The 20,771-nt window shown below is 63.5% G+C and carries 21 protein-coding genes; 7 read left to right on the top strand and 14 right to left on the bottom strand.

Annotated features, from left to right (window positions below):
* Positions 1-5 precede the first annotated feature (5 nt).
* Genes NKI08_RS10770 through NKI08_RS10795 form a run of 6 tightly spaced genes read right to left on the bottom strand, consistent with a single transcriptional unit; the run spans position 6 to position 6,458 of the window.
* Complete coding sequence (locus NKI08_RS10770) at positions 6-923, bottom strand: ribokinase (RefSeq protein ID WP_352768988.1); 918 nt, start codon at positions 921-923, stop codon at positions 6-8.
* Entirely contained in the window at positions 920-1,795 is an 876-nt protein-coding gene (locus tag NKI08_RS10775) for a MurR/RpiR family transcriptional regulator (RefSeq protein WP_352768991.1), read from the bottom strand. Before NKI08_RS10775 ends, NKI08_RS10770 begins: the two co-directional genes overlap by 4 nt.
* Entirely contained in the window at positions 1,792-2,769 is a 978-nt protein-coding gene (locus NKI08_RS10780; protein WP_352450097.1) for an ABC transporter permease, read from the bottom strand. Before NKI08_RS10780 ends, NKI08_RS10775 begins: the two co-directional genes overlap by 4 nt.
* Before the next feature lie 16 nt (positions 2,770-2,785).
* On the bottom strand, positions 2,786-4,312 hold the full coding sequence (locus tag NKI08_RS10785) for a sugar ABC transporter ATP-binding protein (protein ID WP_352768995.1): 1,527 nt from the start codon (positions 4,310-4,312) through the stop codon (positions 2,786-2,788).
* Between the two features lie 56 nt (positions 4,313-4,368).
* Positions 4,369-5,427 carry a sugar ABC transporter substrate-binding protein gene (locus tag NKI08_RS10790; RefSeq protein ID WP_352539538.1) on the bottom strand — a complete coding sequence of 353 codons (1,059 nt, stop codon included), beginning with the start codon at positions 5,425-5,427 and terminating at the stop codon, positions 4,369-4,371.
* Positions 5,428-5,468: 41 nt separating this feature from the next.
* Entirely contained in the window at positions 5,469-6,458 is a 990-nt protein-coding gene (locus NKI08_RS10795) for a TIM barrel protein (protein WP_352768999.1), read from the bottom strand.
* A 248-nt stretch (positions 6,459-6,706) separates the two neighbouring features.
* Between NKI08_RS10795 and NKI08_RS10800 the strand changes: the two genes are divergently transcribed.
* Complete coding sequence (locus NKI08_RS10800) at positions 6,707-8,185, top strand: esterase-like activity of phytase family protein (RefSeq protein WP_352769002.1); 1,479 nt, start codon at positions 6,707-6,709, stop codon at positions 8,183-8,185.
* A 146-nt stretch (positions 8,186-8,331) separates the two neighbouring features.
* On the opposite strand, the gene NKI08_RS10805 is transcribed toward NKI08_RS10800, so the two are convergent.
* Complete coding sequence (locus NKI08_RS10805; protein WP_352471581.1) at positions 8,332-9,117, bottom strand: L,D-transpeptidase; 786 nt, start codon at positions 9,115-9,117, stop codon at positions 8,332-8,334.
* Positions 9,118-9,309: 192 nt separating this feature from the next.
* Between NKI08_RS10805 and NKI08_RS10810 the strand changes: the two genes are divergently transcribed.
* A complete protein-coding gene (locus NKI08_RS10810; protein ID WP_352769005.1) occupies positions 9,310-10,782 on the top strand; it encodes an MATE family efflux transporter in 1,473 nt (490 codons plus the stop codon).
* 9 nt (positions 10,783-10,791) lie between these two features.
* Here NKI08_RS10810 and NKI08_RS10815 read toward each other — a convergent pair whose 3' ends face one another.
* Positions 10,792-12,000: an MFS transporter gene (locus NKI08_RS10815; protein ID WP_352501046.1), complete on the bottom strand. Its 1,209-nt coding sequence runs from the start codon at positions 11,998-12,000 to the stop codon at positions 10,792-10,794.
* A 156-nt stretch (positions 12,001-12,156) separates the two neighbouring features.
* Here NKI08_RS10815 and NKI08_RS10820 point away from each other — a divergent pair, with 156 nt between their 5' ends.
* Positions 12,157-12,732 carry a TMEM175 family protein gene (locus tag NKI08_RS10820; protein WP_023676740.1) on the top strand — a complete coding sequence of 192 codons (576 nt, stop codon included), beginning with the start codon at positions 12,157-12,159 and terminating at the stop codon, positions 12,730-12,732.
* 7 nt (positions 12,733-12,739) lie between these two features.
* Here the strand turns inward: NKI08_RS10820 and NKI08_RS10825 are convergent, their stop codons facing one another.
* Entirely contained in the window at positions 12,740-13,021 is a 282-nt protein-coding gene (locus NKI08_RS10825) for a hypothetical protein (protein WP_023676741.1), read from the bottom strand.
* A gap of 130 nt (positions 13,022-13,151) precedes the next feature.
* On the opposite strand from NKI08_RS10825, the gene NKI08_RS10830 reads away from it, so the two are divergent.
* Positions 13,152-14,024: an SDR family NAD(P)-dependent oxidoreductase gene (locus tag NKI08_RS10830; protein WP_352471578.1), complete on the top strand. Its 873-nt coding sequence runs from the start codon at positions 13,152-13,154 to the stop codon at positions 14,022-14,024.
* 69 nt (positions 14,025-14,093) lie between these two features.
* On the opposite strand, the gene NKI08_RS10835 is transcribed toward NKI08_RS10830, so the two are convergent.
* The 3 genes from NKI08_RS10835 to NKI08_RS10845 all read right to left on the bottom strand — a co-directional run bounded on the left by NKI08_RS10835 (position 14,094) and on the right by NKI08_RS10845 (position 15,922).
* The gene (locus NKI08_RS10835) at positions 14,094-14,525 is read right to left on the bottom strand and encodes a low affinity iron permease family protein (protein WP_031211766.1); all 432 of its coding nucleotides are present in this window, start codon (positions 14,523-14,525) and stop codon (positions 14,094-14,096) included.
* A 170-nt stretch (positions 14,526-14,695) separates the two neighbouring features.
* The gene (locus NKI08_RS10840) at positions 14,696-15,337 is read right to left on the bottom strand and encodes a DapH/DapD/GlmU-related protein (RefSeq protein WP_352471576.1); all 642 of its coding nucleotides are present in this window, start codon (positions 15,335-15,337) and stop codon (positions 14,696-14,698) included.
* A 96-nt stretch (positions 15,338-15,433) separates the two neighbouring features.
* The gene (locus NKI08_RS10845) at positions 15,434-15,922 is read right to left on the bottom strand and encodes a CreA family protein (protein WP_254818969.1); all 489 of its coding nucleotides are present in this window, start codon (positions 15,920-15,922) and stop codon (positions 15,434-15,436) included.
* Positions 15,923-16,127: 205 nt separating this feature from the next.
* Here NKI08_RS10845 and NKI08_RS10850 point away from each other — a divergent pair, with 205 nt between their 5' ends.
* Both NKI08_RS10850 and NKI08_RS10855 read left to right on the top strand, forming a co-directional pair.
* Positions 16,128-16,706, top strand: a complete 579-nt coding sequence (locus NKI08_RS10850) for an SCO family protein (protein ID WP_352450110.1) — start codon at positions 16,128-16,130, stop codon at positions 16,704-16,706.
* An 11-nt stretch (positions 16,707-16,717) separates the two neighbouring features.
* Positions 16,718-17,590, top strand: a complete 873-nt coding sequence (locus NKI08_RS10855) for a 50S ribosomal protein L11 methyltransferase (RefSeq protein WP_352769011.1) — start codon at positions 16,718-16,720, stop codon at positions 17,588-17,590.
* A 39-nt stretch (positions 17,591-17,629) separates the two neighbouring features.
* On the opposite strand, the gene NKI08_RS10860 is transcribed toward NKI08_RS10855, so the two are convergent.
* Entirely contained in the window at positions 17,630-17,809 is a 180-nt protein-coding gene (locus NKI08_RS10860) for a hypothetical protein (protein ID WP_352450114.1), read from the bottom strand.
* 199 nt (positions 17,810-18,008) lie between these two features.
* Here NKI08_RS10860 and NKI08_RS10865 point away from each other — a divergent pair, with 199 nt between their 5' ends.
* On the top strand, positions 18,009-19,853 hold the full coding sequence (locus NKI08_RS10865) for an aminopeptidase P family protein (protein ID WP_352769014.1): 1,845 nt from the start codon (positions 18,009-18,011) through the stop codon (positions 19,851-19,853).
* Here the strand turns inward: NKI08_RS10865 and NKI08_RS10870 are convergent.
* Entirely contained in the window at positions 19,843-20,733 is an 891-nt protein-coding gene (locus NKI08_RS10870; protein ID WP_352769017.1) for a LysR family transcriptional regulator, read from the bottom strand. The genes NKI08_RS10865 and NKI08_RS10870 overlap by 11 nt on opposite strands.
* Positions 20,734-20,771: the final 38 nt, after the last annotated feature.

The following is a 20,771-nucleotide window of genomic DNA, read 5'->3' on the forward strand; positions in this document are numbered from 1 at the left end:
GGCGGTCACTGAGCAGGCTCAGCTTGATCAAGACCCCCGCGCTCGCGCTCCAGCGTTGCGACCAGCGAGGCAGCGGCGGCGTTGGCGGCGGCAAGTGCCGCCTCGACGGGCTCTCCACGCGCAAGCCACGCCGCAAAGGCGCCGACGAATTCATCACCGGCACCGTGGGTGCTGACCACCTCCACCGGCATCGCCGGCAAGGCGAATGCCTGGCCGTCGCGGTCGCGATAGGCAACGCCCTCGCCGCCGGCCGTGACGATTGCAGCCGGATAGGAACCGACGAGTATGCCGGCCGCCTTCGCAGCACCCTCGAGCGTGTCGACGACCGGAACGCCGGCCAGGAACTCCGCCTCGATGGCGTTGACGATGACGATGTCGGTCAGCGCGATCAGTTCGGCTGTCAGCTGTCGCGCCGGCGCCGCATTGAGAACGACCCGGCCGCCATGCGCCTTCACCGCTCGCGCCGCGGCAATGTTGGCGGCTTCCGGTACCTCGTTTTGCAGCAGCAGAACCGCCGTTTGCGCGATCAACTCGGCCGCCTCAATAATGTCCTTTTCGCCGAGAGTGAGATTGCTGCCCGAGACGATCACCGCGCCATAGTCGCCGCTGTCGTCGAAAATCGCTACGCTCATGCCCGAGCCGGCGCCCGAAGCCACTCCCACGAAGCGCTGGTCGACGCCGTTGCGATCAAGATTGTCGAGAAGCGCGCGGCCGAAATCATCGTCGCCGACAGCTCCGATCATCGCCGCACGCACGCCGGCCCGCGCTGCCGACACCGCCTGGTTGCCGCCCTTGCCGCCGCATTTCGGATGCCAGGCATGGCCGGTGACCGTTTCGCCCTTGCGTGGGCGATCGGGGGCTTCGACCATGATGTCGTAATGCAGGCTGCCGAATACGGTCACCAGCGGCGGGGAAGCCGTCATGTGCCCTTATCTTTCCGTTTCGACGTCACCGCAGACATGGTGCGGCCGAGATTGCGCTCCGCCGCCTGGTAGTCGCGTTGCGCGACCGCGACGAACAGCGCATCGAGGATGTTGAGCTGGGCAATGCGCGCCGCCGCGTTCTCACCCATCAACGGCGAGCCTTGCGCGGTCGAGCAGAGCACGATGTCGGCGACGGCTGCCAATGGCGAGTTGTCATAGTTGGTGATTGCCAGCGTGCGCGCGCCGCTTTTGCGCGCAAGTTGGATGGCGTCGATGACGGCGCTCGTGTTGCCGGAATGCGAAAAGCCGACGGCGATGTCGTCGGCGCCGAGCAGCGAGGCCGACATCAGCATCATGTGCGAATCGTCGTAAACGGAGGTGCGGATGCCGATGCGCAGGAATTTGTGCGAGACGTCGCGCGCGATCTGCGCCGAGCCGCCGACGCCGTAGAAATCGCGATTCCTGGCGCGGTAAAGCAGATCGGCGGCACGGTCGAAATCGTCCATGTCGAGGATGGCGAGCGTCTCCTCCAGCGCCTGGATAGAGGTGCGGAACACCTTCTGCACGATCTCGGCCGAACTGTCGTCCACCGACAGCTCCTGATGCATCTCGGCGGTCGGCAGGCGGCTGTATTCATAGACCGCCGTGCGAAAATCGCGATAGCCGGAAAAACCCAGCTTCTTGGCGATCTTGACCACCATCGCCTCCGAGACACCGGCCTCCTCGGCGATCTGCTTGAGCGGTATGGTCTCGTCGAAGCCGCGCCGTCCGAAGACGGTTTCAACCACCTTCGCCTCGAGCGGCGTCAGATGCGGCATCATCATGCGAATGCGCGGTCCTACTGCTTTCAGGTCCAGCCCGATCAAGGTCATCCACGTCCCCTCGTCACGCGATCGATAAGCATCGCGGCGAGGATTATAAGGCCAGTTGCCAGGAGCTGATAGAAGGACTGCACGTTCATCAGCGTCAGGCCGTTGCGCATGCTGCCAAGGATGACGGCACCCAGGATGGTGCCGACGACGCTGCCCTTGCCGCCCATCAGCGAGGCACCGCCGATCGCCGCCGCTGCTATGGCGTCGAGCTCCCAGAGATTGCCCAGAATGGGTTCGGCCGCACCCAGCCGGCCGATCAGGATCTGCGCTGCAAGCGCTGCCAGCAGGCCCGAGATCATATAGGCGGCGATCTTGGTGCGGGCGATCGGCACGCCGGCTATGTAGGCCGCCTCCTCATTGCCGCCGACGGCGAGCAGATATTCGCCAAACGGCGTCTTCTTGAGGATGATCCAGGCAATCAGCGCGACCACGGCCACGATGATGACCGCCAACGGCAATCCGAACAGCGAGCCGTTGAAGATGGCACGGAAGCCGGCAGGCAGGCCGAGCACCGGATTGCCGCCGGTATAGATCAGCGCCAGCGCCCGGTAGGTGCTGAGCGTCCCCAGCGTGACGATGAAGGGCTGCAGCCCGACATAGGCAACCAGCACGCCGTTAAGCAGGCCGCAGGCGAGGCCGATGGCGAAGCCAGCGGCGATGGCCAGCGGAAACGGCACACCGGCAACCAGCATCGAGGCCGAGATGACCGCCGAAAGGGCTGCCGTCGGCCCGACGGACAGGTCGATGCCGCCCGAGATGATGACCAGCGTCATGCCCAACGCCAGGCAGGCATTGATGCTCGACTGCTGCAGGATGTTGATCAGGTTACGCTCGGCAAAAAAGCCGGGGACCAGCGCCCCGAAGACGGCAAGGATCACCACCAGGCCGATCAGCGTGCCGGCGTCGCGCACGGAAAACCGGTGCAGGAAATCTGCCCTTGGGCGCGCTGCTGTGTGTTGGCTTATATCGGTCATCCGCTGGTCCTGTCCGTTATGCACCGGCCCGATGGCCTTGCGCCTTGCCGGCCTCAATCTTCGTTTGAGGTATGGCGTGCGCGGCGATCGCGTGTTCGCTGAGACTTGCGCGGCCCAGTTCGGCGGCGACCGTGCCGTCGCGCATGACCAGCACGCGGTCGGCGAGCCGGATCACCTCGGGGAGTTCGGACGACACGACGATTACCGAATGGCCTTCGGCGGCGAGTTCCTCGATCAGGTGGTAGATCTCCGCCTTGGCGCCGACATCGATGCCGCGCGTCGGCTCGTCGAACAGAAGGATCCGCGTTCCCGCCGCCAGCCAGCGGCCGATGATCGCTTTCTGCTGGTTGCCGCCGCTGAACAGCCGAATTGGCCGGTCGAGCAGGAACGGCCTGAGATTGACTCGCTTCATCTTCTCGGCTGCGACGCGCTTCAGCCGGCGGTGGTCGATGAGGCCGCGCGGCGCGAACACGCCCATCGAGGCCAGCGCCATGTTGCTGGAGATCGACCGCAACGGCACGATGCCTTCGCGCTTGCGCTCCTCCGGCACCAGGCCGATGCCGGCCGCGATCGCGTCGCGCGGACTGGAAAGCTTTACCGCCTTGCCGTCGATCTCTATTGCGCCTGATGAGGCCCGGTCGGCGCCGGTCAGCAGCCGCAGCAGCTCGGTGCGGCCGGAGCCGACCAGTCCGGCAATGCCCAACACCTCGCCGCGATGCAGGTCGAACGAAACGTCACGGACCTTGGTTGCCGAGGCGAGGCCACGCACGCTCAGCCTGATCTCGGGGGAAGCATGCGAGCGGTGTTGTTCCTGGGCAAGCTCGCGGCCGACCATCATCGAAACGACGGCCTTTTCCGACACCTGCGCGAGATCGACGGTTTCGACCACAACGCCGTCGCGCATGACAGTGGCGCGCTCGCAGATGCCGAACACCTCGTCCAGCTTGTGCGAGACATAGATGACGGCGACACCGTCGCGTGCCAGACCGGCAATGACTTCCGCCAGCTGTTCGAACTCGCTCGGCGTGAGGCTCGACGTCGGCTCGTCCATCGCCACGATCCTGGCGCGGTCGAGCAGCGCCCGGGCGATCTCGACGATCTGCCGCTGCGCCACCTTCAGGCTGCCAAGCGGGGCTGCCGGATCGATGGTTGGGTCGATGGCGGCCAGCGCTTCCGCAGCGCGGCTTTCCTGCTCGCGCCGTGCGACGAAGACGCCGCCGCGCGTCAACGGATGGCCGAGGAACATGTTCTGGGCGACGCTGAGGCGTGGCACCTGCTGTAATTCCTGATGGATCATCGCCACGCCCGCGGCGCGTGCGGCGACCGGATTGTTCAGCGTCACCGGCTTGCCGTCGATCAGCACGCTTCCCGCCGTCGGTCGGTAGACGCCTGACAGTATGCGCAGCAGCGTCGATTTGCCGGCGCCGTTTTCACCGAGCAGGCCACGGATCTCGCCGGCGCCGACCGAAAACGACACGTCGCTCAGCGCCCGCACAGCCGGAAACTCTTTGGAAATGCCCTCGAATTGCAGCCGCGCTGACATTGCTTCGGTTCTCCAGGCAAGGTGCCGACCCAAGGCCGGCACCTGCCGGCCCTGCTCTACTGGCCCGCTGCCGCGTCCTCGAGCAGCGCCTTGCGCACGGCGTCGCCGGCGCCAGAGTAACGGTCGGCATTGTCCTTGGTGATCAGCGCCTGCGGCGTGGCGACGACGCGCGGCAGCTTCTGCCCGGCCACCAGCCGCAGCGCAGATTCCAGCGCCACCTCGCCGGTCAGCACCGGGAACGAATCGACGGTGCCGGTCAGCTCGCCGGCGCGGATCGAGGCATAGGCGTCGGAGATCCCGTCGGTGCCGAAGACCGCAACCTTGTCCTGCAGCCCGGCAGCCTTGACCGCCTCGACGATGCCCAGCGCCATGCCGTCATTGTTGGCATAGAAGCCGATCAGATCGGGGTGCTGTTGCAGGATGTTGGTGGCCGCGTCGTAGGAGGTCTGGCGATCCCAGTTACCGGGGACGCTGGCGACGACGTCGAACTTGCCGGCCTCGGTGATCGTTGTCTTGAAACCATCGGTGCGCTGGACGGCGGCGTAGACGCCGGCCTGGCCTTCGACGATGGCGACCTTGCCGCCGTCCGGCCGGTTCTTGATGAACCATTTGGCGACGCGCACGCCGTTGTCGCGCTGGACATTACCGACATAATGCTCGGCCTGCGGGATGACCGCGTCGTTGACGTTGACCACCGGCACGTTGGCCGCCTTGGCCTGTTCCATGATCGGCTGCAGGTTGGAGTCGGTCTGCGGCGAGACGAGCAGCACGTTGTAGCCCTGTGTGACCAGACCTTCGGCGATGGTGAGCTGACCGAGCTGGTCGCCCTCGCTCTGCGCTGCCTGGTAGACGACGGGCACGCCGGTGCGGTCGCCGAACGACTTGTAGCCCTCTCCCAGCGAGCGCCAGTATTCATTGGTCAGCGTCTTGGAGACCGCACCCGCCTTGGTACCCTCGGGCAGCTTGGGGAACGCACCGAACCTGGCCTCGAGCTGCGACCAGTCGATGCGATCCTTCTCGGTGTCGGAATTGAGCGGCGCGAGGTCCGCGGAAAAAGCCGAGCCGATGGACAGCGCCATCAGGGCAGCGGCAGCGGTGGCAAGTAGAAATTTCATGATCTTCCTCCCTTGTTGAAAAACGGTCTATGCCGCCGGCCTCAGCTGTCCGGCCCGAGCATGGCTTCCTGGATGATGGCCTGCGAGGCGACCGCGTCCTGACGGTCGACGGCAGTGGACAGCCGATTGTCCTTTTCCAGCCGATCGACCAAGCGCAGCATGCGCTTGACAGTCGCGATGTTGACTTCGCATTCGTGGACCGGGTCGAGCCCGGTCATGTCGGGGAACGTGTCGAAGTAGATGGCGCCGGCATAGCCGTCTCGACGGATCTGCCTGAGCAGCTCGATCGTCTGCAGCGTATGCACGGCCCCGACCATCAGGCCGTCGTCGCGCTTGGCGTAGCCGTCGTTGAGATGCACGCCGAGCAGCTTGCTGTGTCGCGCCACGAGTGCTGCGGCAAAGGCCGGCTGCTCGTCGGCATAGAGCACATGGGCGAAATCGAGCGTCACGCCGAGATTTGGCAGGCCGATCTCGCGGATCGCCAGCAATGTAGTCGCCGCATCTGGCATCAGGCTGTAGGAGCGCGGCTCGTTGGGTTTGTATTCAAGGCTGATTTGGCAGCCCGGATCATGCGCCGCAACTTCACGAATGCCATCGATTTCGTGTTGCCAGAGCGCTGCGTAGTCCACCTGGAAGGCATAGTCGAAGCCATCCTGCCCGAGCCACAAGGTCATCAGGCTGGCGCCCGCCTCGCGGGTGGCGTCGATGCCGGCCTTGGTCAGGTCGATGGCTTCGCGGCGAATGGCAGGATCCGGGTTGGTGAAGGCGCCGAGCTTGAAAGCCGGATTGGAATAGTAGCGCATGGCGAAACCATTGATGGAAAGCCCGATATCGCCGAGTTTGCGCGCTATTTCCGCAGGCTTTTCATCGACATGGTCGGGGTAGTTGAGGTCGAGATCGGTCAACTCCGCAACCTTCGCCGAACGTGCCGCCATTTGCAGCATGGACGGTTTGCCGACAAGATCGGGCCACTCGGACTGTGGCCGCGAGGCAAAGGAATTGAGGCGGGTGGCGAAACGATAGGCAGTCATCGGGGACCTTTCATTGTCATAACTTTACATTATAACGACTATTTGTAAAGTCGTTAATTGCTCGCTCGGCGACGACGAATTCGCCATACCCAGGTCAGTTGCGACCATGGGGGACAAGCAAGCGCGGCACTGTCACGCAAGTATCATGTTCGCGTCCTAGATCGCTTCTCCGAAGGCTTTCGCGGCATCCTCGATGCCACGCGGCGCTTTTTCAGATCCCGGCAGCTTTGTCTCAAAAGAGGATATCCATGAAAAACCTGCACCGAACCGCGTCCCTCGCCGTCGCGCTGGCGATGTTCACCGCCTTGACCCCGGCCTTGGCTGAAAACGCCGCGACCGTCGGCGGCGTCAGCTTCGTCAACAAGGGCCTGGTCGGTGTCGGCCGCATCCCGGCCAGCCAGAAGGACAAGTTCGGCGAGACGTTTGGCTCGGGCTCGGGTATGTCGATCGACGCTGCCGGCTGGACGCGTGGCGCCGATGGCTATAAGGGCTCGCTGTGGCTGCTGCCGGATCGCGGCTACAATGTCGTCGGCACCACCGATTACCGTCCGCGCCTCAACACGATCGCCCTCGAGTTCGCGCCGATCGCGCCGGGTGCGGCACCGGCCACCGGCCAGGAACAATCGGGCCTCACCGCGACGCTTGCCGACACCATGCTTTTGACCGACGACAAGGGTACCGACGCAACCGGCCTCGATCCGCTCAACGGCGTGCGTGCCGCGACCGACGACATGCCGATCCTGCCCGAAGCCAACGGCAAGCTCGCGCTCGATAACGAAGCGATCGCGCGGCTGCCCGACGGCACGCTGTTCATCTCGGACGAATACGGTCCGAACATCTACCGCTTCTCCGCCGATGGGCGTCTGATGTCGGCAACGCAGCCGCCGGCGGCGCTTGTCCCGATGCGTCACGGGACGCCAAACTTTGCTTCCAACAATCCGGGACTTGGCGCGGCAGACCCGGATCCGAAGGATCCCGAAACCGGCCGTCAGAACAACCAGGGCCTCGAAGGCATGGCGCTGACGCCGGACGGGAAGTTCCTGATTGCCGTGCTGCAGTCGGCCCCAAGGCAGGATGGCGGCGATTCCGCCTCGACGCGTCAGAACACGCGCGCGCTGGTCTACGATGCCTCGGATCCCGGCCAGCTCAAGCTCGCGCATGAATATGTCGTGCCGCTGCCGGTGTTCACCGATGCCAAGGGCAAAACCAAGATCGCCGCGCAGAGCGAAATCGTGGCGCTGTCGGACAAGACCTTCCTGATGCTGGCGCGCGACAGCGGCAATGGCCGGGGGCTGAAGGGCGACACCTCGCTCCACCGCGAGATCAGCGTCGTCGATGTGTCTGCGGCAACCGATGTCGCCGGCACAGAATTCGACAAGGACAAGCCGCTGGCGCCCAAGGGTGAGCTCGATCCATCGGTGACGCCGGCCAAGCTGACGCCGCTCATCGACATCAACGACAAGACCGAGCTCGGCCGCTTCGGGCTGCACAATGGCGCGCCCAACGACCGCAACAACCTTTCGGAGAAATGGGAGGCGATGTCGGTGGTGAGCGTCCTCGATCCAAAGCTGCCCGACGACTATTTCCTGTTCGTCGCCAATGACAATGATTTCCTCACGCAGGACGGCTTCCAGGTCGGCGCGGCCTACAAGGCCGAGGATGGCGCCGATGTCGACACCATGTTCCTGGTCTATCAGGTCACGCTCCCAGGCCTCGCCAAGAAGTAGCGGCACCCATACAGGCGGACGCGCCGAACGCGTCCGCCTGAGCTGGCGCGATTGAGCGGTTGTACCTTCAGTTGCGGCTCGCCCGCGCAAGGACGGTGTCCTGGTGCGTTGCAAAAACCTGCGACTGACGATCCAGTCGAAGGCACTTACCTCAACATCTCCGCGTCCTTTGGCACGCCGGCATCGATCGGCTCGGCCGTCCTGTTCGACACGGCGGCGATCTTCCCGGCGGCCGACAGGTTCGGGCGCACGAAGACCGGCGCGACGCCGTCGACGCGGCTGTAGAGGTCGATAATGTCCTGATTCATGAAGCGCACACAGCCGGAGGAAGCGTTCTTCCCAATGGAATCCCACTCCGGCGTGCCGTGCAGCCTATACATCGTGTCCTTGCCGTCACGGAAGAGATACAGCGCGCGGGCACCAAGCGGGCTCTGCGGGCCGGGCGGCATGCCGTCCTTGTATTTCGCCAGTTCCGGCCGGCGTTGGATCATTTCCGGCGGCGGCGTCCAGACCGGCCACTTCTTCCTCGCCTGAACCACGGCGCTGCCGGTCCATCCGAAACCGGCCTTGCCGAGGCTGACGCCATAGCGAATTGCCTTGCCGCCGTCGCGCACCAGATAGAGGAAGTGCTCGGAAGTATCGACGACGATCGTGCCGGGTTTTTCTCCAGTCGGGTCGGCCACGATTTGACGCACGAATTTCGGATCGACCTTGGCTACCGGGATTGCCGGCAGTTGATAGCCCTCGTCGATGCGCGCGGCATACATGCTTGCGGCATCGCCGAAAGCCGGATCGCTTGGTGCCGCGGGCACCGGCGCCGCCACATCCGTCGTAGTGCACGACGAAAGAGCCACGGAGGCCGCGCCCAGAGCGGATGCACCAAGAAAGGCGCGCCGGTTCAGGCGCTCAAAAAACAACGGAATATCGGACATGAGCCCCCCGGCCTACCCATGAGATCCAGGAAAATGCGGCCCCACGCGTGCGGGATCAATATACGATTCCGGAAGGTTGAGAAATGCTTAGATCAAGGCACGCCAGGCGGAATTTACAGCGCCGCATCGACCTCTCCCGTTAAATCGGCAATCATTGCGGACTCAAGACAAGCCTTCGCCGAGTTGCCTGCCATGGACGACAACATGCCCCCGCGCCGGCAGACCGGCGACCTCACCAGTGGGCCTATCCCGCGCACCCTGTTGCTGTTTGCCCTGCCGGTGCTCGGCTCCAATGTGCTGCAGTCGCTCAACGGCTCGATAAATGCCGTGTGGGTCGGCCGTTTCCTCGGTGAAGCGGCGCTGACCGCCACGTCCAATGCCAACCTCGTGCTGTTTCTCATCCTCGGCACCGTCTTCGGCATCGGCATGGCGGCGACCATCCTGGTCGCACAATCCGTCGGCGCTCGTGACCTGCCCGAAGCCCGGCGCATCGTCGGAACCAGCGCCACCTTCTTCTTCCTCGTCTCGGTGGTGTTCGCGGTCTGCGGCTGGATCTGGGTCGATGCGATCCTCGATGCGCTCGGCACGCCGGCCGACGCGTTGCCGCTGGCGCGCTCCTATCTGCGCATCATCTTCCTCGCCGTGCCGATGATGAACCTGCTGTCCTTCGTCATGACGGTGCTGCGCGGCGCCGGCGATTCGCGCACGCCTTTCCTGTTCATGGCGCTGGCCGTCATGCTCGACGTCGTTTTGAACCCGTTGCTCATCCTCGGCATCGGCCCGTTCCCCGAACTCGGCATCGCCGGCTCGGCCACCTCGACGCTGATCGGCCAGACGGTAAGCGTGGTTGCCATCCTGATCGTGCTTTATGCGCGCAAGCACCCGCTGCGGCTGGCCGGCCCTAATCTCGCTCTGCTGCGGCCGGACCCGGCGCTGCTGCGCATCGTCGTCTTCAAGGGCGTGCCGATGGGCCTGCAGATGATCGTCGTTTCGGCCGCGGCGCTGACGGTGATGGGCATGGTCAACTCGTACGGCTCGCAGGTCGCGGCTGCCTACGGCATAGCCGCACAGCTCTGGACCTATATCCAGATGCCGGCGCTCGCCATCGGCGCCGCGGTGTCGTCCATGGCGGCGCAAAATGTCGGCGCCAGGCGCTGGGACCGGATTGGACGCATCGCCACCTCCGGCGTCGGCTTCAACCTTGTGCTCACCGGGATGCTCGTCGCGCTGCTGTTCGTATTCGATCGCGCGGTGCTCAGCCTCTTCCTTGGCAGCGACAGTGCAGCAATCGACATCGCCACTCACATCAACAAGATCGCGTCGTGGTCCTTCATCCTGTTCGGCATCACCATCGTGCTCTTCGCCACCGTGCGTGCCACCGGCGCGGTGATGCCGCCGCTGATCATCCTGGTGATCTCGGTGCTGCTGGTGCGCACCAGCTTCGCCTATTTCTTCCGAAGCGTGATCGGCGAGGAAGCTCTGTGGTGGAGCTTTCCGGCTGGCTCTATAACCTCGCTCGTGCTGGCCGCGGCCTATTATCGCTTCGGCTGCTGGCGCAGCCTGCACATGATCGAGAGCCGGCCGGCTGCCGGCGAACCGCCGGATACCGGCCTCGGCGTACCGCGCCAGCGCGCGCACCTTTCGCCCGAGACACCGAACGGCTGAAAGGTCGGCTCAGCGCGCGTATTTCGCGCCAAACCCGAGAGCGACCAGGGAAAAGACGACAATCATGCCGGCAAAGGCCACGCTTGCCGCGGTCGCACCTGCCACCGTCGACAGAACGCCGATGCCGATGACCGGCAGCGCGTTGCCGCAAAAACAGCAGATGAAGAAGGCCGAGACGACTTCGGCGCGCCGGTCCGCCGGCGCGATCTCGTTCACCACTTGCAAGCCGCCGCGATAGCCGAGCGCTGCCGCCACGCCGCACAAGGCGGTGCCGGCAATCATTATGGTCATCGAGGCGAAGACCTGCGCCGCAACAATCATCGCGACGGTTGGGATCATCAGCGCAAGCGCCGCGAACATCGCGGCTCGGCTCGAAAGACGTGCCGTCGCTACAATGGTGGCGGCCGTCACGATCGCCAATTCAAAGAACAGAGCGCCGGCTTCGGCATGGTTGGTTACCTGCAGTTGCTGCGCCAAAATGCTCGGTGCGAGTGCTGCATAAAAGCCGACCAGCGCCATTGCGCCAAAGCCGGTCACCGCCGGCGCAACGAAACTTGCGCGGATGTCATCGGGTACGGAAAGCCGCGGCCGCATCGAAACGTCAGCCAGTTTCCCCGGCCGCGAAACGGTTTCCCGCGTGCGCCAGACGAGCAGGGTTACAGTCGCGAGCATCGCCAGGTAGACGACGAATGTCAGCCTGAGCGGCCAAGGCGCGTATTCGGCGAGCAACCCGGCCCCCAGCGCACCGAGGCCGAGGCCGAGAAAATTGGTGCTGGTGGCAATCGTCGCCGCCTGTGACTTGTCGTCGGTCGGGAGCAATTCGGCGAGCCAGGCGGTGCCGGTGCCCGCGCCGACGCCGATTCCCAGTCCGCTCAGAATTCGGGCGATGTCGAGCCAGGCGACATTTTCGGCGAACAGGAAAACCACCGCGCTGACCACGGCCACCGCCATCCCGGCCAATGCCATTGGACGGCGCCCGATGACATCGGACACACGCCCCAACATCAGCAGCGCCGCCAGATTGCCGATGACATAGACGGCGTAGACCAGCGTCAAAGTGATCTGTGAGAAGCCGAAGACCTGCTTGTAGATGATGTAAAGCGGCGTCAGCGCCGTGCTGCCGGCGAAAAGAGCCGCGATCATAGCGGCCACGGTGGCCGCTGCAGCGCGGCCGCCGAGTTCGTAATCGCGCGTCATGACTTGAGCGTGAGCGGTCATTTTTTCGACCTTTTGCTGTTCGGGATCTGACATCCTAACGCCTTTTTCGCGTCAGCCGTTCCCCCTCCCCGGCTTGCTCCTGACAAGTTTGGCAGCTTTGCCGATGGCGCTGAGCGAGATCCTCTTTTAACTTCAGCGGATTGTCAGGGGAGATTCATGGGCAAGGGACGAGTCGAGGCATTCACCGATGGCGTGGTCGCCATCATCATCACCATCATGGTGCTGGAATTGAAGGTGCCGCATGGCGAGGATTTTTCCGCGCTGGCACCACTCTGGCCGATCTTCCTCAGCTATGTGCTGTCCTTCATCAATGTCGGCATCTACTGGAACAATTTGCACAACATGTTCCATACCGTGCAGCGGGTCGACGGCCGCGTGCTGTGGGCGAACCTCAACCTGCTGTTCTGGCTATCGCTGATGCCGGCGACGACAGCCTTCATGGGTGAGAACCATTTCGCGCCGGTGCCGGTTGCTGTCTATGGCGTCGACCTAGCGCTCTGCGCCATCGGCTTCAACATCCTCACCATGGCCCTGCATCGACTGCACGGCAACGAGACTCTCTTCGCCAGGGCGTTGGGCAATGACCTCAAGGGAAAGATCTCGCTGGTCCTCTATCTTTCCGCCATCGCGCTGACCTTCGTCAATCACTGGATCGGTGTCTCGATCTATGTCCTGGTGGCGATGATCTGGTTCGTGCCGGACAGACGCTTCGAGCGGCTGATCGAGAAATAGGCCCCGTCTAGCCTCGCATTGCTTTCAGCTTTTCCGCTACCGAAGCGGCAAGGTCGGCGTAGCGCTCCTCCAGCCGCTCGGCCGCCTTGATCACTGAAAAATCATGGCCGAATTTTTCCAGCGCCATACGCAGCTTTTCGACGAATTCGGCCTGTTTTTCGAGCGCCGAAAACAGCGTCATAACTTGCGCTTCGCTGATGTCGGGATTGGCGAGCATCTGCGGTACCTCGCGGCTCATCTGGTCGCCGGTGGCGGTCTGTTCTTTCAGGATCTCGATCCAGTCGGTCAATCGTCAGGTCTCCTTTTTCGATATCAGCATGCGCAGCGCCCGCCGATGCGGTCAACCCGAAGATGCCGGGACCGGCTTGCGCGAGCCTTTTTCCGCGCTAAGTTCGCCGCGGCCAGAACAGGAGAAAATCATGACCACCGACGCCGAGATCCAGACCGCCCTGCCTGCACTTGCCTCCGGCAATGTCGCCGTCATTACCGGCGCGGCCAGCGGCATCGGCCTTGCCGCCGCCAAACGGCTGGCGGCGATGGGCATGAAGATCGTGCTGGCCGATATCGGCGGCGAACGCCTTGATGAGGCTGCCCGCGCCGTCGCTGCTATCGGCGGGCAGAGCGCCGTACTTGCCGTCGCCACCGATGTCTCGAGGGCCGAAGACCTCGACCGGCTGGCCGAACGGACATCCGGCACTTTCGGCGACGTCTCGCTGCTGATGAACAATGCCGGCGTCGGCAACAACCCCGGCAAGCCCTGGGAGAACCGTGACGCCTGGAAGCGACTGCTGGACATCAATTTCTGGGGCGTCGTCCATGGCGTCGAGGCCTTCGCGCCGCGCATGCTGGCGGCGGGAAAGCCCGGCCTGATCGTCAACACCGGCTCCAAGCAAGGCATTACCACGCCGCCTGGCAACCTCGCCTACAACGTCTCCAAGGCTGGCGTGAAGACCTATACCGAGGGCCTTGCACACGCGCTGCGCAACGAGCCCGGCGCCAATGTCGCGGCGCATTTGCTCATTCCCGGGTTCACTTTTACCGGCCTGACCGAAGGTGCGACCGAAAAGCCGGCCGGCGCCTGGACCGGCGAGCAGGTCATCGACTTCATGCTGGCCTCGCTGCTGCGTGGCGATTTCTATATCCTGTGTCCCGATAACGAGGCGACCCGGCCCATGGACGAAAAGCGCATGGCCTGGGCAATCGGCGACATCATTGAGAACCGTCCTGCTCTGTCGCGCTGGCATCCGGACTACAAGGATGCTTTCGCGGCATTCATGACACGCAGCGCATGATCCCGAACCGAAGATCACCAGAGCAAAGAATCGGATCCGATCTTCGCAGGTATGCGCCGGACCTTTATATCACGCCGCTGCGTGCTTCTTCGTGTTCCGCTTCTTCGCCATGGCTTTCTCGGCTGCCAACTCGGCAAGCTTCTGATCATGCCGCTTCGCTGCCTGTTCGCATTTCTTGCGGATCTCTTCGACCTCGGTCTCAGTCAGGTGTTCGATACCGATGAAGGTGTTCTGGGCTGTGCTGACCCGGATCAATTCGTCGAGCTTCGCCTGGATCGCGGCGCCATCGCGGTTCTGGGTGTTCTGGATGAGAAACACCATCAGGAAGGTGACGACCGTCGTGCCGGTGTTGATGACGAGCTGCCAGGTGTCCGAAAAGCCGAACATCGGCCCGCTTGCCGCCCAGACGACGATGATCAGGAAACAGACGGCAAACGTCGGCGGCAGGCCGGCAAAATGGGCGACGTTGTTGGCGATCCTGGTGAAAAGCTTCTCAATCATTCAAACTCCCTCAACAGCCGGGCGACGAACCCGGACGGAAGCCGAGTTCATTGTGTCTGCAGAAACAGTTGGCAGCCGCTCCTGGTTCCCTCGTGGCGGAAGATCGCGGGTACATTGTTGGAGGAGCAGATCGCGCAGGCCGTCGGACCGCTTGCAGATACGCCCCGAAGTCAGGGGGCGCCGTTTTCCCAGCGGTCGAGGAAAGCCTCGATGGGCAAGGCCTGCATGTCGGGGACTGCCCTGGCCAGTTTCTCGACCGGCCAGTCCCACCAGGCAAGACGTTCGATCCGGGCCGCAGTTCCCGCGCTGAAGCGCTGCCGCAATGGCGTGGCCGGAACGCCGGCGACGATTGCATAGGCCGGCACGTCGCGCGTCACCACCGAGTTGGCACCGACGATCGCGCCATTGCCGATCGCCACGCCCGGCATGATCACGGCGCCATGGCCGATCCAGACATCGTGGCCGATGCTGACGGCTCTCGCCCGCCGCCGGTCGCGGAATGCCTGATCGACACCCAGCCAGCGGAAGTACTCGTTGGGCCGATAGCTGATTTTGTGCTGCGTCAGCCGCTCGACCGGATGCTCCAGCGCATTGATGCGGCTGTTGGCGGCGATCGAGCAGAATTTGCCGATCGTCGTATAGATCGCCTCGGCGTGGCGCTCGAAGTAGGAAAAGTCGCCGACCATCACCTCGCGCAGGATGACGCGCTCGCCGATCGACGCATAACGTCCAAGCTTGCACGCCTTCAGCTCCGCCGTCGGATGGATGCGCGGCTCGGGATCTTTTAGGACAAGGTGTTCAGGACGGTCCATGCGGGCGCTTTACGCCCGCGCGCATAGTCTCGCAAGCCGAGTGCAGCGCCGCGCATCCGTTTGGACGCGCCAAGGACCCCGTAGCACCTTCAGTCTCTATTTCGGCTTGCCGCTGGTCCACACCACGTTCTGGCCGTAGAGCGGCACGGTGGTGACCGACATTTTTGCCGAGCCATCCTGCACCTGGCGCGAATGCGACAGGTAGATCAGCGTCTCGTTGGCCTTGTCGTAGATGCGGTTCACCACCTGCTTTTTCCAGATCAGGCTGATGCCTTGCTTGAACACCTCCTCGCCGGCCTCGCTCATGTCGATGTCGCCAATGGTGATCGGCCCGGTCTGGCGGCAGGAGATCGAGGAATCGGACGGGTCCTCGAACCAGTTGCCTTTCTGCAGGCGGTCGATCATGCCACGGTCGAAATACGAGACGTGGCAGGTCACGCCCTCGACCTTCGGATCCTTGATCGCCTCGACGATGATATCGTTGCCGAGCCAATCGACGCCGACCTTGCCGACTTCCTCGGCGGCGGCCGCGCCGGCGCCAATGACCAGGCATGCGGCTAACGCGCCGCCAATCAGTTTTCGCAAAGAGGCCTCCTGCGGTTCGAATTTTGCCGACCTCAGGTGGGACGAACGGCAGCGCTTTGCAAGCAGATCGCCTCCCACAGGATTGCCGGTTGCGGCAACGCGACATCTTTGCGTCGGCGCGACCGAACCGCTAAGAGTGTTCGCCAAGCCAGGGCCTTCACGGCGCCAACCCGGCGCCCGATGGAAATAACGACGGACTTCACTGATGATGCGTTCAATTCTGGTCGGTATTCTCGTCCTGATGGCCGCTGGCATCGGCTGGCTCACCTTCGACTGGTACCGCGGACATTATGGCGGCGAGCCGTTCGGAGCACCGTTCACGCTGGTCGACCAGAAGGGCGCGCCGGTCACCGAAGCCGCGTTTCGCGGCCACCCCAGCGTCGTCTTCTTCGGCTTCACGCATTGTCCGGAAGTCTGCCCGACCACGCTTTTCGAGTTGGCCGGCTGGCTGAAGACGATGGGCGACGACGGCAAGAACCTGCGTGCCTATTTCGTTACGGTCGACCCGGAGCGCGATACGCCGGAAATCATGAACACCTATGTCAGCAATTTCTCCGATCGCATCCTCGGCATATCAGGCGATCCGGATAAGGTCCACGCCATGGCCAAGTCCTTCGGCATCTACTGGAAGAAAGTCGACACGAACGACGGCGACTACACGATGGACCACACCGCTTCGGTGCTGCTGCTCAATGCCAAGGGCGATTTCGCCGGCACTATTGCCTATGGCGAAAGCCCGGACGCCGCCATCGCCAAGCTCAAACGGCTGGCGGCGGAAGGTTGACACATCCGGTAATGACGCAGACGCGTTTGTATTTCACCGCGGGCAAGATCGAGGCTGATCGCATCTTCGCGGCGCTCGGTGCGGCGTTCGACGATGAGGGCCTGCCGATTGCGGTGCTCGAGGTCGACGAGGACCGCGACATCCACGAAGTATCGCTCTATGCCGGCGACGACGTCGATGCGGTCGAGGCGCGGCTCAGGGATGTACTTGCCGGACTGTCGCTGTCGAAGCCTATAGCGCGCGAAACGCTGCCCGACATCGACTGGGTGGCGCGCTCGCTGGAGGGATTGAAGCCGGTGCGGGCCGGGCGCTTCTTCGTCCATGGCGCGCATGACCGCAGGAAGCGCCACAGCGGCGAAATCGCCATAGAGATCGAGGCCGGCCTTGCTTTCGGCACCGGTCATCACGGCACCACCGCCGGCTGCCTCGAAATGCTGGAGCAGGTCGTACGGCGCGAGCATCCGCACAACGCGCTCGACCTTGGCACCGGCAGCGCGGTGCTCGCGATCGCAGCGGCCAGGCTCGCGCATATACCGGTGCTGGCGACCGACATCGACCCGCTCGCCGTCAAGGTGGCCGCCGCCAATGCGCGGCTGAACCACGTCAAGGGGCTCGTCGAAACAGTGACGGCGCCCGGATTCCACCACCCGATCTTTGCCGCGCGCGCGCCCTTCGACTTGATCGTCGCCAACATATTGGCGCGGCCGCTGATGCGCCTGGCGCCGCAAATGGCGGAGCATATCGCGCTCGGTGGCTCGATTGTTTTGTCGGGCATCCTCGAGCGCCAGCGCGATGCGGTAATCGCGGCCTATGTCGGCCAGAAATTCCGGCACGTCCGCACCTTGCACCGCGAGGGCTGGGTGACGATTCACCTCAAGCGCTGAGGCGCGACGCCTTCAACGCAAGCCGGAATCCGCTCGGACTTAGCGCGAGTTCGCCGCTTTCTTTAGCTGTTCGCGATCGTAGCCGTGAGCTTTCAGCGTTTCGTCGTCAAAGCCAAGCAGAACGCCGCTTACATACCGGCTCGCTTCGCGCTGGCGAGCTTCGATCAGCGCTTTCACAGCGTTTTTGAAAAATCCGCGTCTAGGTGAAATCGTGGACATGACGGTCTCCTTTGCAGGGCAACAGGACTTTTCCTCCACATTAAGAAGGTAAGCTCCGCTGACGCTTTTTGAAATCGTCGATTCTGCATGGCGTCATGCGCAAAGAGACACGCAGCAACCGGGAATGATCGGTCCGAAAATCGATTCCGATTTTCGAAGTCATGCGCTACGGTCGCGCCAGCATTCGAGGAGAGCCGACATGTTCCAGACCTTCGATTCCGCCGGCGATCCGGCTGTTGGCAAGCCGCGCGTAGCAATGCTGCGCCAATGGTTGGCGGCGAACGGGCTGGATGGCTTCATCGTGCCCCGTGCCGACGAGCACCAGGGCGAATATGTCGCCGACCGCTCGGCACGGCTGAAATGGCTGACCGGCTTCAGCGGCTCGGCCGGTGTCGCCATTGTGCTTGGCGAGCGCGCCGTCATGTTTGTCGACGGGCGCTACACGCTGCAGGTGCGCCAGGAGGTCGATCTCGACATCTTTTCGATCGAGAGCCTTGTCGACAACCCGCCGGCCAACTGGATCAAGGACAATCTCGGCAAGGGCGTGCGATTGGGCTTCGATCCGTGGCTGCATACGATCAGCGACGTCAAGGCGCTGAAAGCCTCGGCCGAGAAATCCGGCGCGATACTGGTGCCGCTCGAAGAGAATCCGATCGACGCGATCTGGCAGGACCAGCCCGGGCCGCCACTGGCACCGGTCGAGATCCACCCGATCGGCTTTGCCGGCGAACTGGCCAAGGACAAGCTGGTGCGGCTGGCAGCGGCCATCGAGAAGGACGGCGCCACCCATGCCGTGCTGACCGACCCCTCCTCCATTGCCTGGGCGTTCGACATCCGTGGCGGCGACGTACCGCACACACCGCTGGCGCTCGGCTTTGCCGTGCTCGCCGCCGACGGCTCGCATCTGCTTTTCATGGACCAGCGCAAGTTTTCGCGCACCGTCGCGGCCTACCTGACGCAGCTCGCCGAATTGCACGAACCAGGTGAATTCGAATCGGCAATCGTCACCCGGGCCAAGGGCGGCGCAAAAATCGCGCTGGACCCGGTTCTCGCGGCGGACAAGCTCAGAATGCTGGTCGAGGATAATGGCGGCACCGTCATTGCCAGGGCCGATCCGGCCCGCATTCCACGCGCAACAAAGAACAAAGCTGAGATCGCCGGCGCACGCGCCGCACATCGCCGCGACGGCGCCGCGGTCGCCAAGCTGCTGTGCTGGCTCGACCGCCAGAAGCCCGGCACGCTCGACGAAATCGCCGTTGTCACCAGGCTTGAGGAGACGCGCCGTCAGACCGGCGAAGAAACGCAGATGCCGCTGCGCGACGTATCGTTCGATACCATCTCCGGCGCTGGTCCTAACGGCGCTATCATGCACTACCGCGTCTCCCGCGCCACCAATCGCAAGCTGGGGGATGGCGAGCTGTTCCTGCTCGATTCCGGCGGGCAGTACCAGGACGGCACCACCGACATTACCCGCACGGTTCCGATTGGCGCGCCAACCGAGGAGATGCGCGAGCGCTTCACGCTGGTGCTGAAAGGCATGATCGGCATCTCCATGCTGCGCTTCCCCCAGGGCACGCGCGGCTCCGAAATCGATGCAGTGGCGCGCCTGGCGCTATGGAGACACGGCTGCGATTTCGCCCATGGCACCGGGCACGGTGTCGGCTCCTATCTTGCCGTGCATGAGGGCCCGCAGCGTATCGCCAAGACCGGTACCGAGAAGCTGCTGGCCGGCATGATCGTCTCCAACGAGCCCGGCTATTACAAGGAAGGTTCCTACGGCATCCGCATCGAGAACTTGATTCTGGTGACACCGGCCGAGGCAATCGAGGGCGGCGACATCGCCATGCACGGCTTCGAGACACTGACGCTGGCGCCGATCGACAAGCGGCTGGTCCGATCGGACCTTTTAACCCGCGACGAGTTGCATTGGCTTGACGAATACCATGCGCGCGTACTGGCCGAGATCGGACCGATGCTCGACGGCGAAACGCTGGCCTGGCTGGAAAAGGCAACCGCGCCGCTGCCGCACGACTTCAAGCAATAGCCGCGGCGACAACGCCGGTTGACAGGCTTTGCTCCGCAAGCAGTCCCTGCAAAGCGGTGACGTTGGGAGAACCGGCTCCCTTGCGCCAGAACAACACCGTGACGGCATTGTCTTCGTCAGCGGGCAGTTCGTGCAGCTTTAGCCAGCGGCTTTCCGGAAAACCCGAAAGCACGCTTTTCGGCATCAGCGCTATGCCCATGCCAGCCACCACGCAACCAAGGATGGCATGGTATGAACCAAGTTCGATGGTTTTCTCGGCCATGAACCCTCTGCGCGCATACCATTGTTCCAGCCGCTTGCGGTGCGGACAGCCGTGCTCGAAGGCTATCATGGTTTTGGGCATGTCCAGGTGGTCTTCGACCGAAACGCGCGATGCCGCCGAGACAATGACCAGCTGCTCGTGGAATGCGGGCAGCTTTTCGAACGGAACGTCAGCGATCGGCTCGGCGGCGAAGGCTGCCTCGAGTTCGCCGGCAAGCATGGCGGTCGCGAGAACCTGCGGATTGCCGGTGCGCAACTGGATTTCCACTTCGGGATGCCGTGCATGGTATTCGGCGAGCAGACTTGGAAGCCGTGCCGCGGCGGTGCTCTCCATGGCACCTAGGCGAAGAGTGCCGCGCGGGCGTGGATCGAGCATCGCCGTTCGCGCCTCCTCCGCAAGCGCCAGCAGCCGATCCGCATAGCCGACCAATCTGTGACCGGCCGGCGATACGTGCAGGCGCTTGCCCTCCCGGATAAACAGCTGCACGCCGAGATCCTCCTCGAGCTGCCGGATGCGTGTGGTCACGTTCGACTGCACGCGAAACAGTTTTTCCGCCGCCCTGGTGATTCCGCCCTCGCGCACCACCGTGCGGAAGATGCGCAGATCGGCCAAATCCATACATCTCTCCTGGAGAACATAACGATCTTAATTATTCA

Source organism: Mesorhizobium sp. M0768, assembly GCF_040320195.1.
GTDB lineage: Bacteria > Pseudomonadota > Alphaproteobacteria > Rhizobiales > Rhizobiaceae > Mesorhizobium.

Excerpts from the sequence above, each read along its gene's own strand:
- NKI08_RS10865 (WP_352769014.1), top strand. The coding sequence starts at position 18,009 with ATGTTCCAGACCTTCGATTCCGCCGGCGATCCGGCTGTTGGCAAGCCG.
- NKI08_RS10870 (WP_352769017.1), bottom strand. The coding sequence starts at position 20,733 with ATGGATTTGGCCGATCTGCGCATCTTCCGCACGGTGGTGCGCGAGGGC.
- NKI08_RS10775 (WP_352768991.1), bottom strand. The coding sequence starts at position 1,795 with ATGACCTTGATCGGGCTGGACCTGAAAGCAGTAGGACCGCGCATTCGC.
- NKI08_RS10805 (WP_352471581.1), bottom strand. The coding sequence starts at position 9,117 with ATGTCCGATATTCCGTTGTTTTTTGAGCGCCTGAACCGGCGCGCCTTT.
- NKI08_RS10840 (WP_352471576.1), bottom strand. The coding sequence starts at position 15,337 with ATGGACCGTCCTGAACACCTTGTCCTAAAAGATCCCGAGCCGCGCATC.
- NKI08_RS10810 (WP_352769005.1), top strand. The coding sequence starts at position 9,310 with ATGGACGACAACATGCCCCCGCGCCGGCAGACCGGCGACCTCACCAGT.
- NKI08_RS10780 (WP_352450097.1), bottom strand. The coding sequence starts at position 2,769 with ATGACCGATATAAGCCAACACACAGCAGCGCGCCCAAGGGCAGATTTC.
- NKI08_RS10785 (WP_352768995.1), bottom strand. The coding sequence starts at position 4,312 with ATGTCAGCGCGGCTGCAATTCGAGGGCATTTCCAAAGAGTTTCCGGCT.
- NKI08_RS10850 (WP_352450110.1), top strand. The coding sequence starts at position 16,128 with ATGATGCGTTCAATTCTGGTCGGTATTCTCGTCCTGATGGCCGCTGGC.
- NKI08_RS10790 (WP_352539538.1), bottom strand. The coding sequence starts at position 5,427 with ATGAAATTTCTACTTGCCACCGCTGCCGCTGCCCTGATGGCGCTGTCC.
- NKI08_RS10830 (WP_352471578.1), top strand. The coding sequence starts at position 13,152 with ATGACCACCGACGCCGAGATCCAGACCGCCCTGCCTGCACTTGCCTCC.
- NKI08_RS10835 (WP_031211766.1), bottom strand. The coding sequence starts at position 14,525 with ATGATTGAGAAGCTTTTCACCAGGATCGCCAACAACGTCGCCCATTTT.
- NKI08_RS10855 (WP_352769011.1), top strand. The coding sequence starts at position 16,718 with ATGACGCAGACGCGTTTGTATTTCACCGCGGGCAAGATCGAGGCTGAT.
- NKI08_RS10770 (WP_352768988.1), bottom strand. The coding sequence starts at position 923 with ATGACGGCTTCCCCGCCGCTGGTGACCGTATTCGGCAGCCTGCATTAC.
- NKI08_RS10795 (WP_352768999.1), bottom strand. The coding sequence starts at position 6,458 with ATGACTGCCTATCGTTTCGCCACCCGCCTCAATTCCTTTGCCTCGCGG.
- NKI08_RS10800 (WP_352769002.1), top strand. The coding sequence starts at position 6,707 with ATGAAAAACCTGCACCGAACCGCGTCCCTCGCCGTCGCGCTGGCGATG.
- NKI08_RS10820 (WP_023676740.1), top strand. The coding sequence starts at position 12,157 with ATGGGCAAGGGACGAGTCGAGGCATTCACCGATGGCGTGGTCGCCATC.
- NKI08_RS10860 (WP_352450114.1), bottom strand. The coding sequence starts at position 17,809 with ATGTCCACGATTTCACCTAGACGCGGATTTTTCAAAAACGCTGTGAAA.
- NKI08_RS10815 (WP_352501046.1), bottom strand. The coding sequence starts at position 12,000 with ATGACCGCTCACGCTCAAGTCATGACGCGCGATTACGAACTCGGCGGC.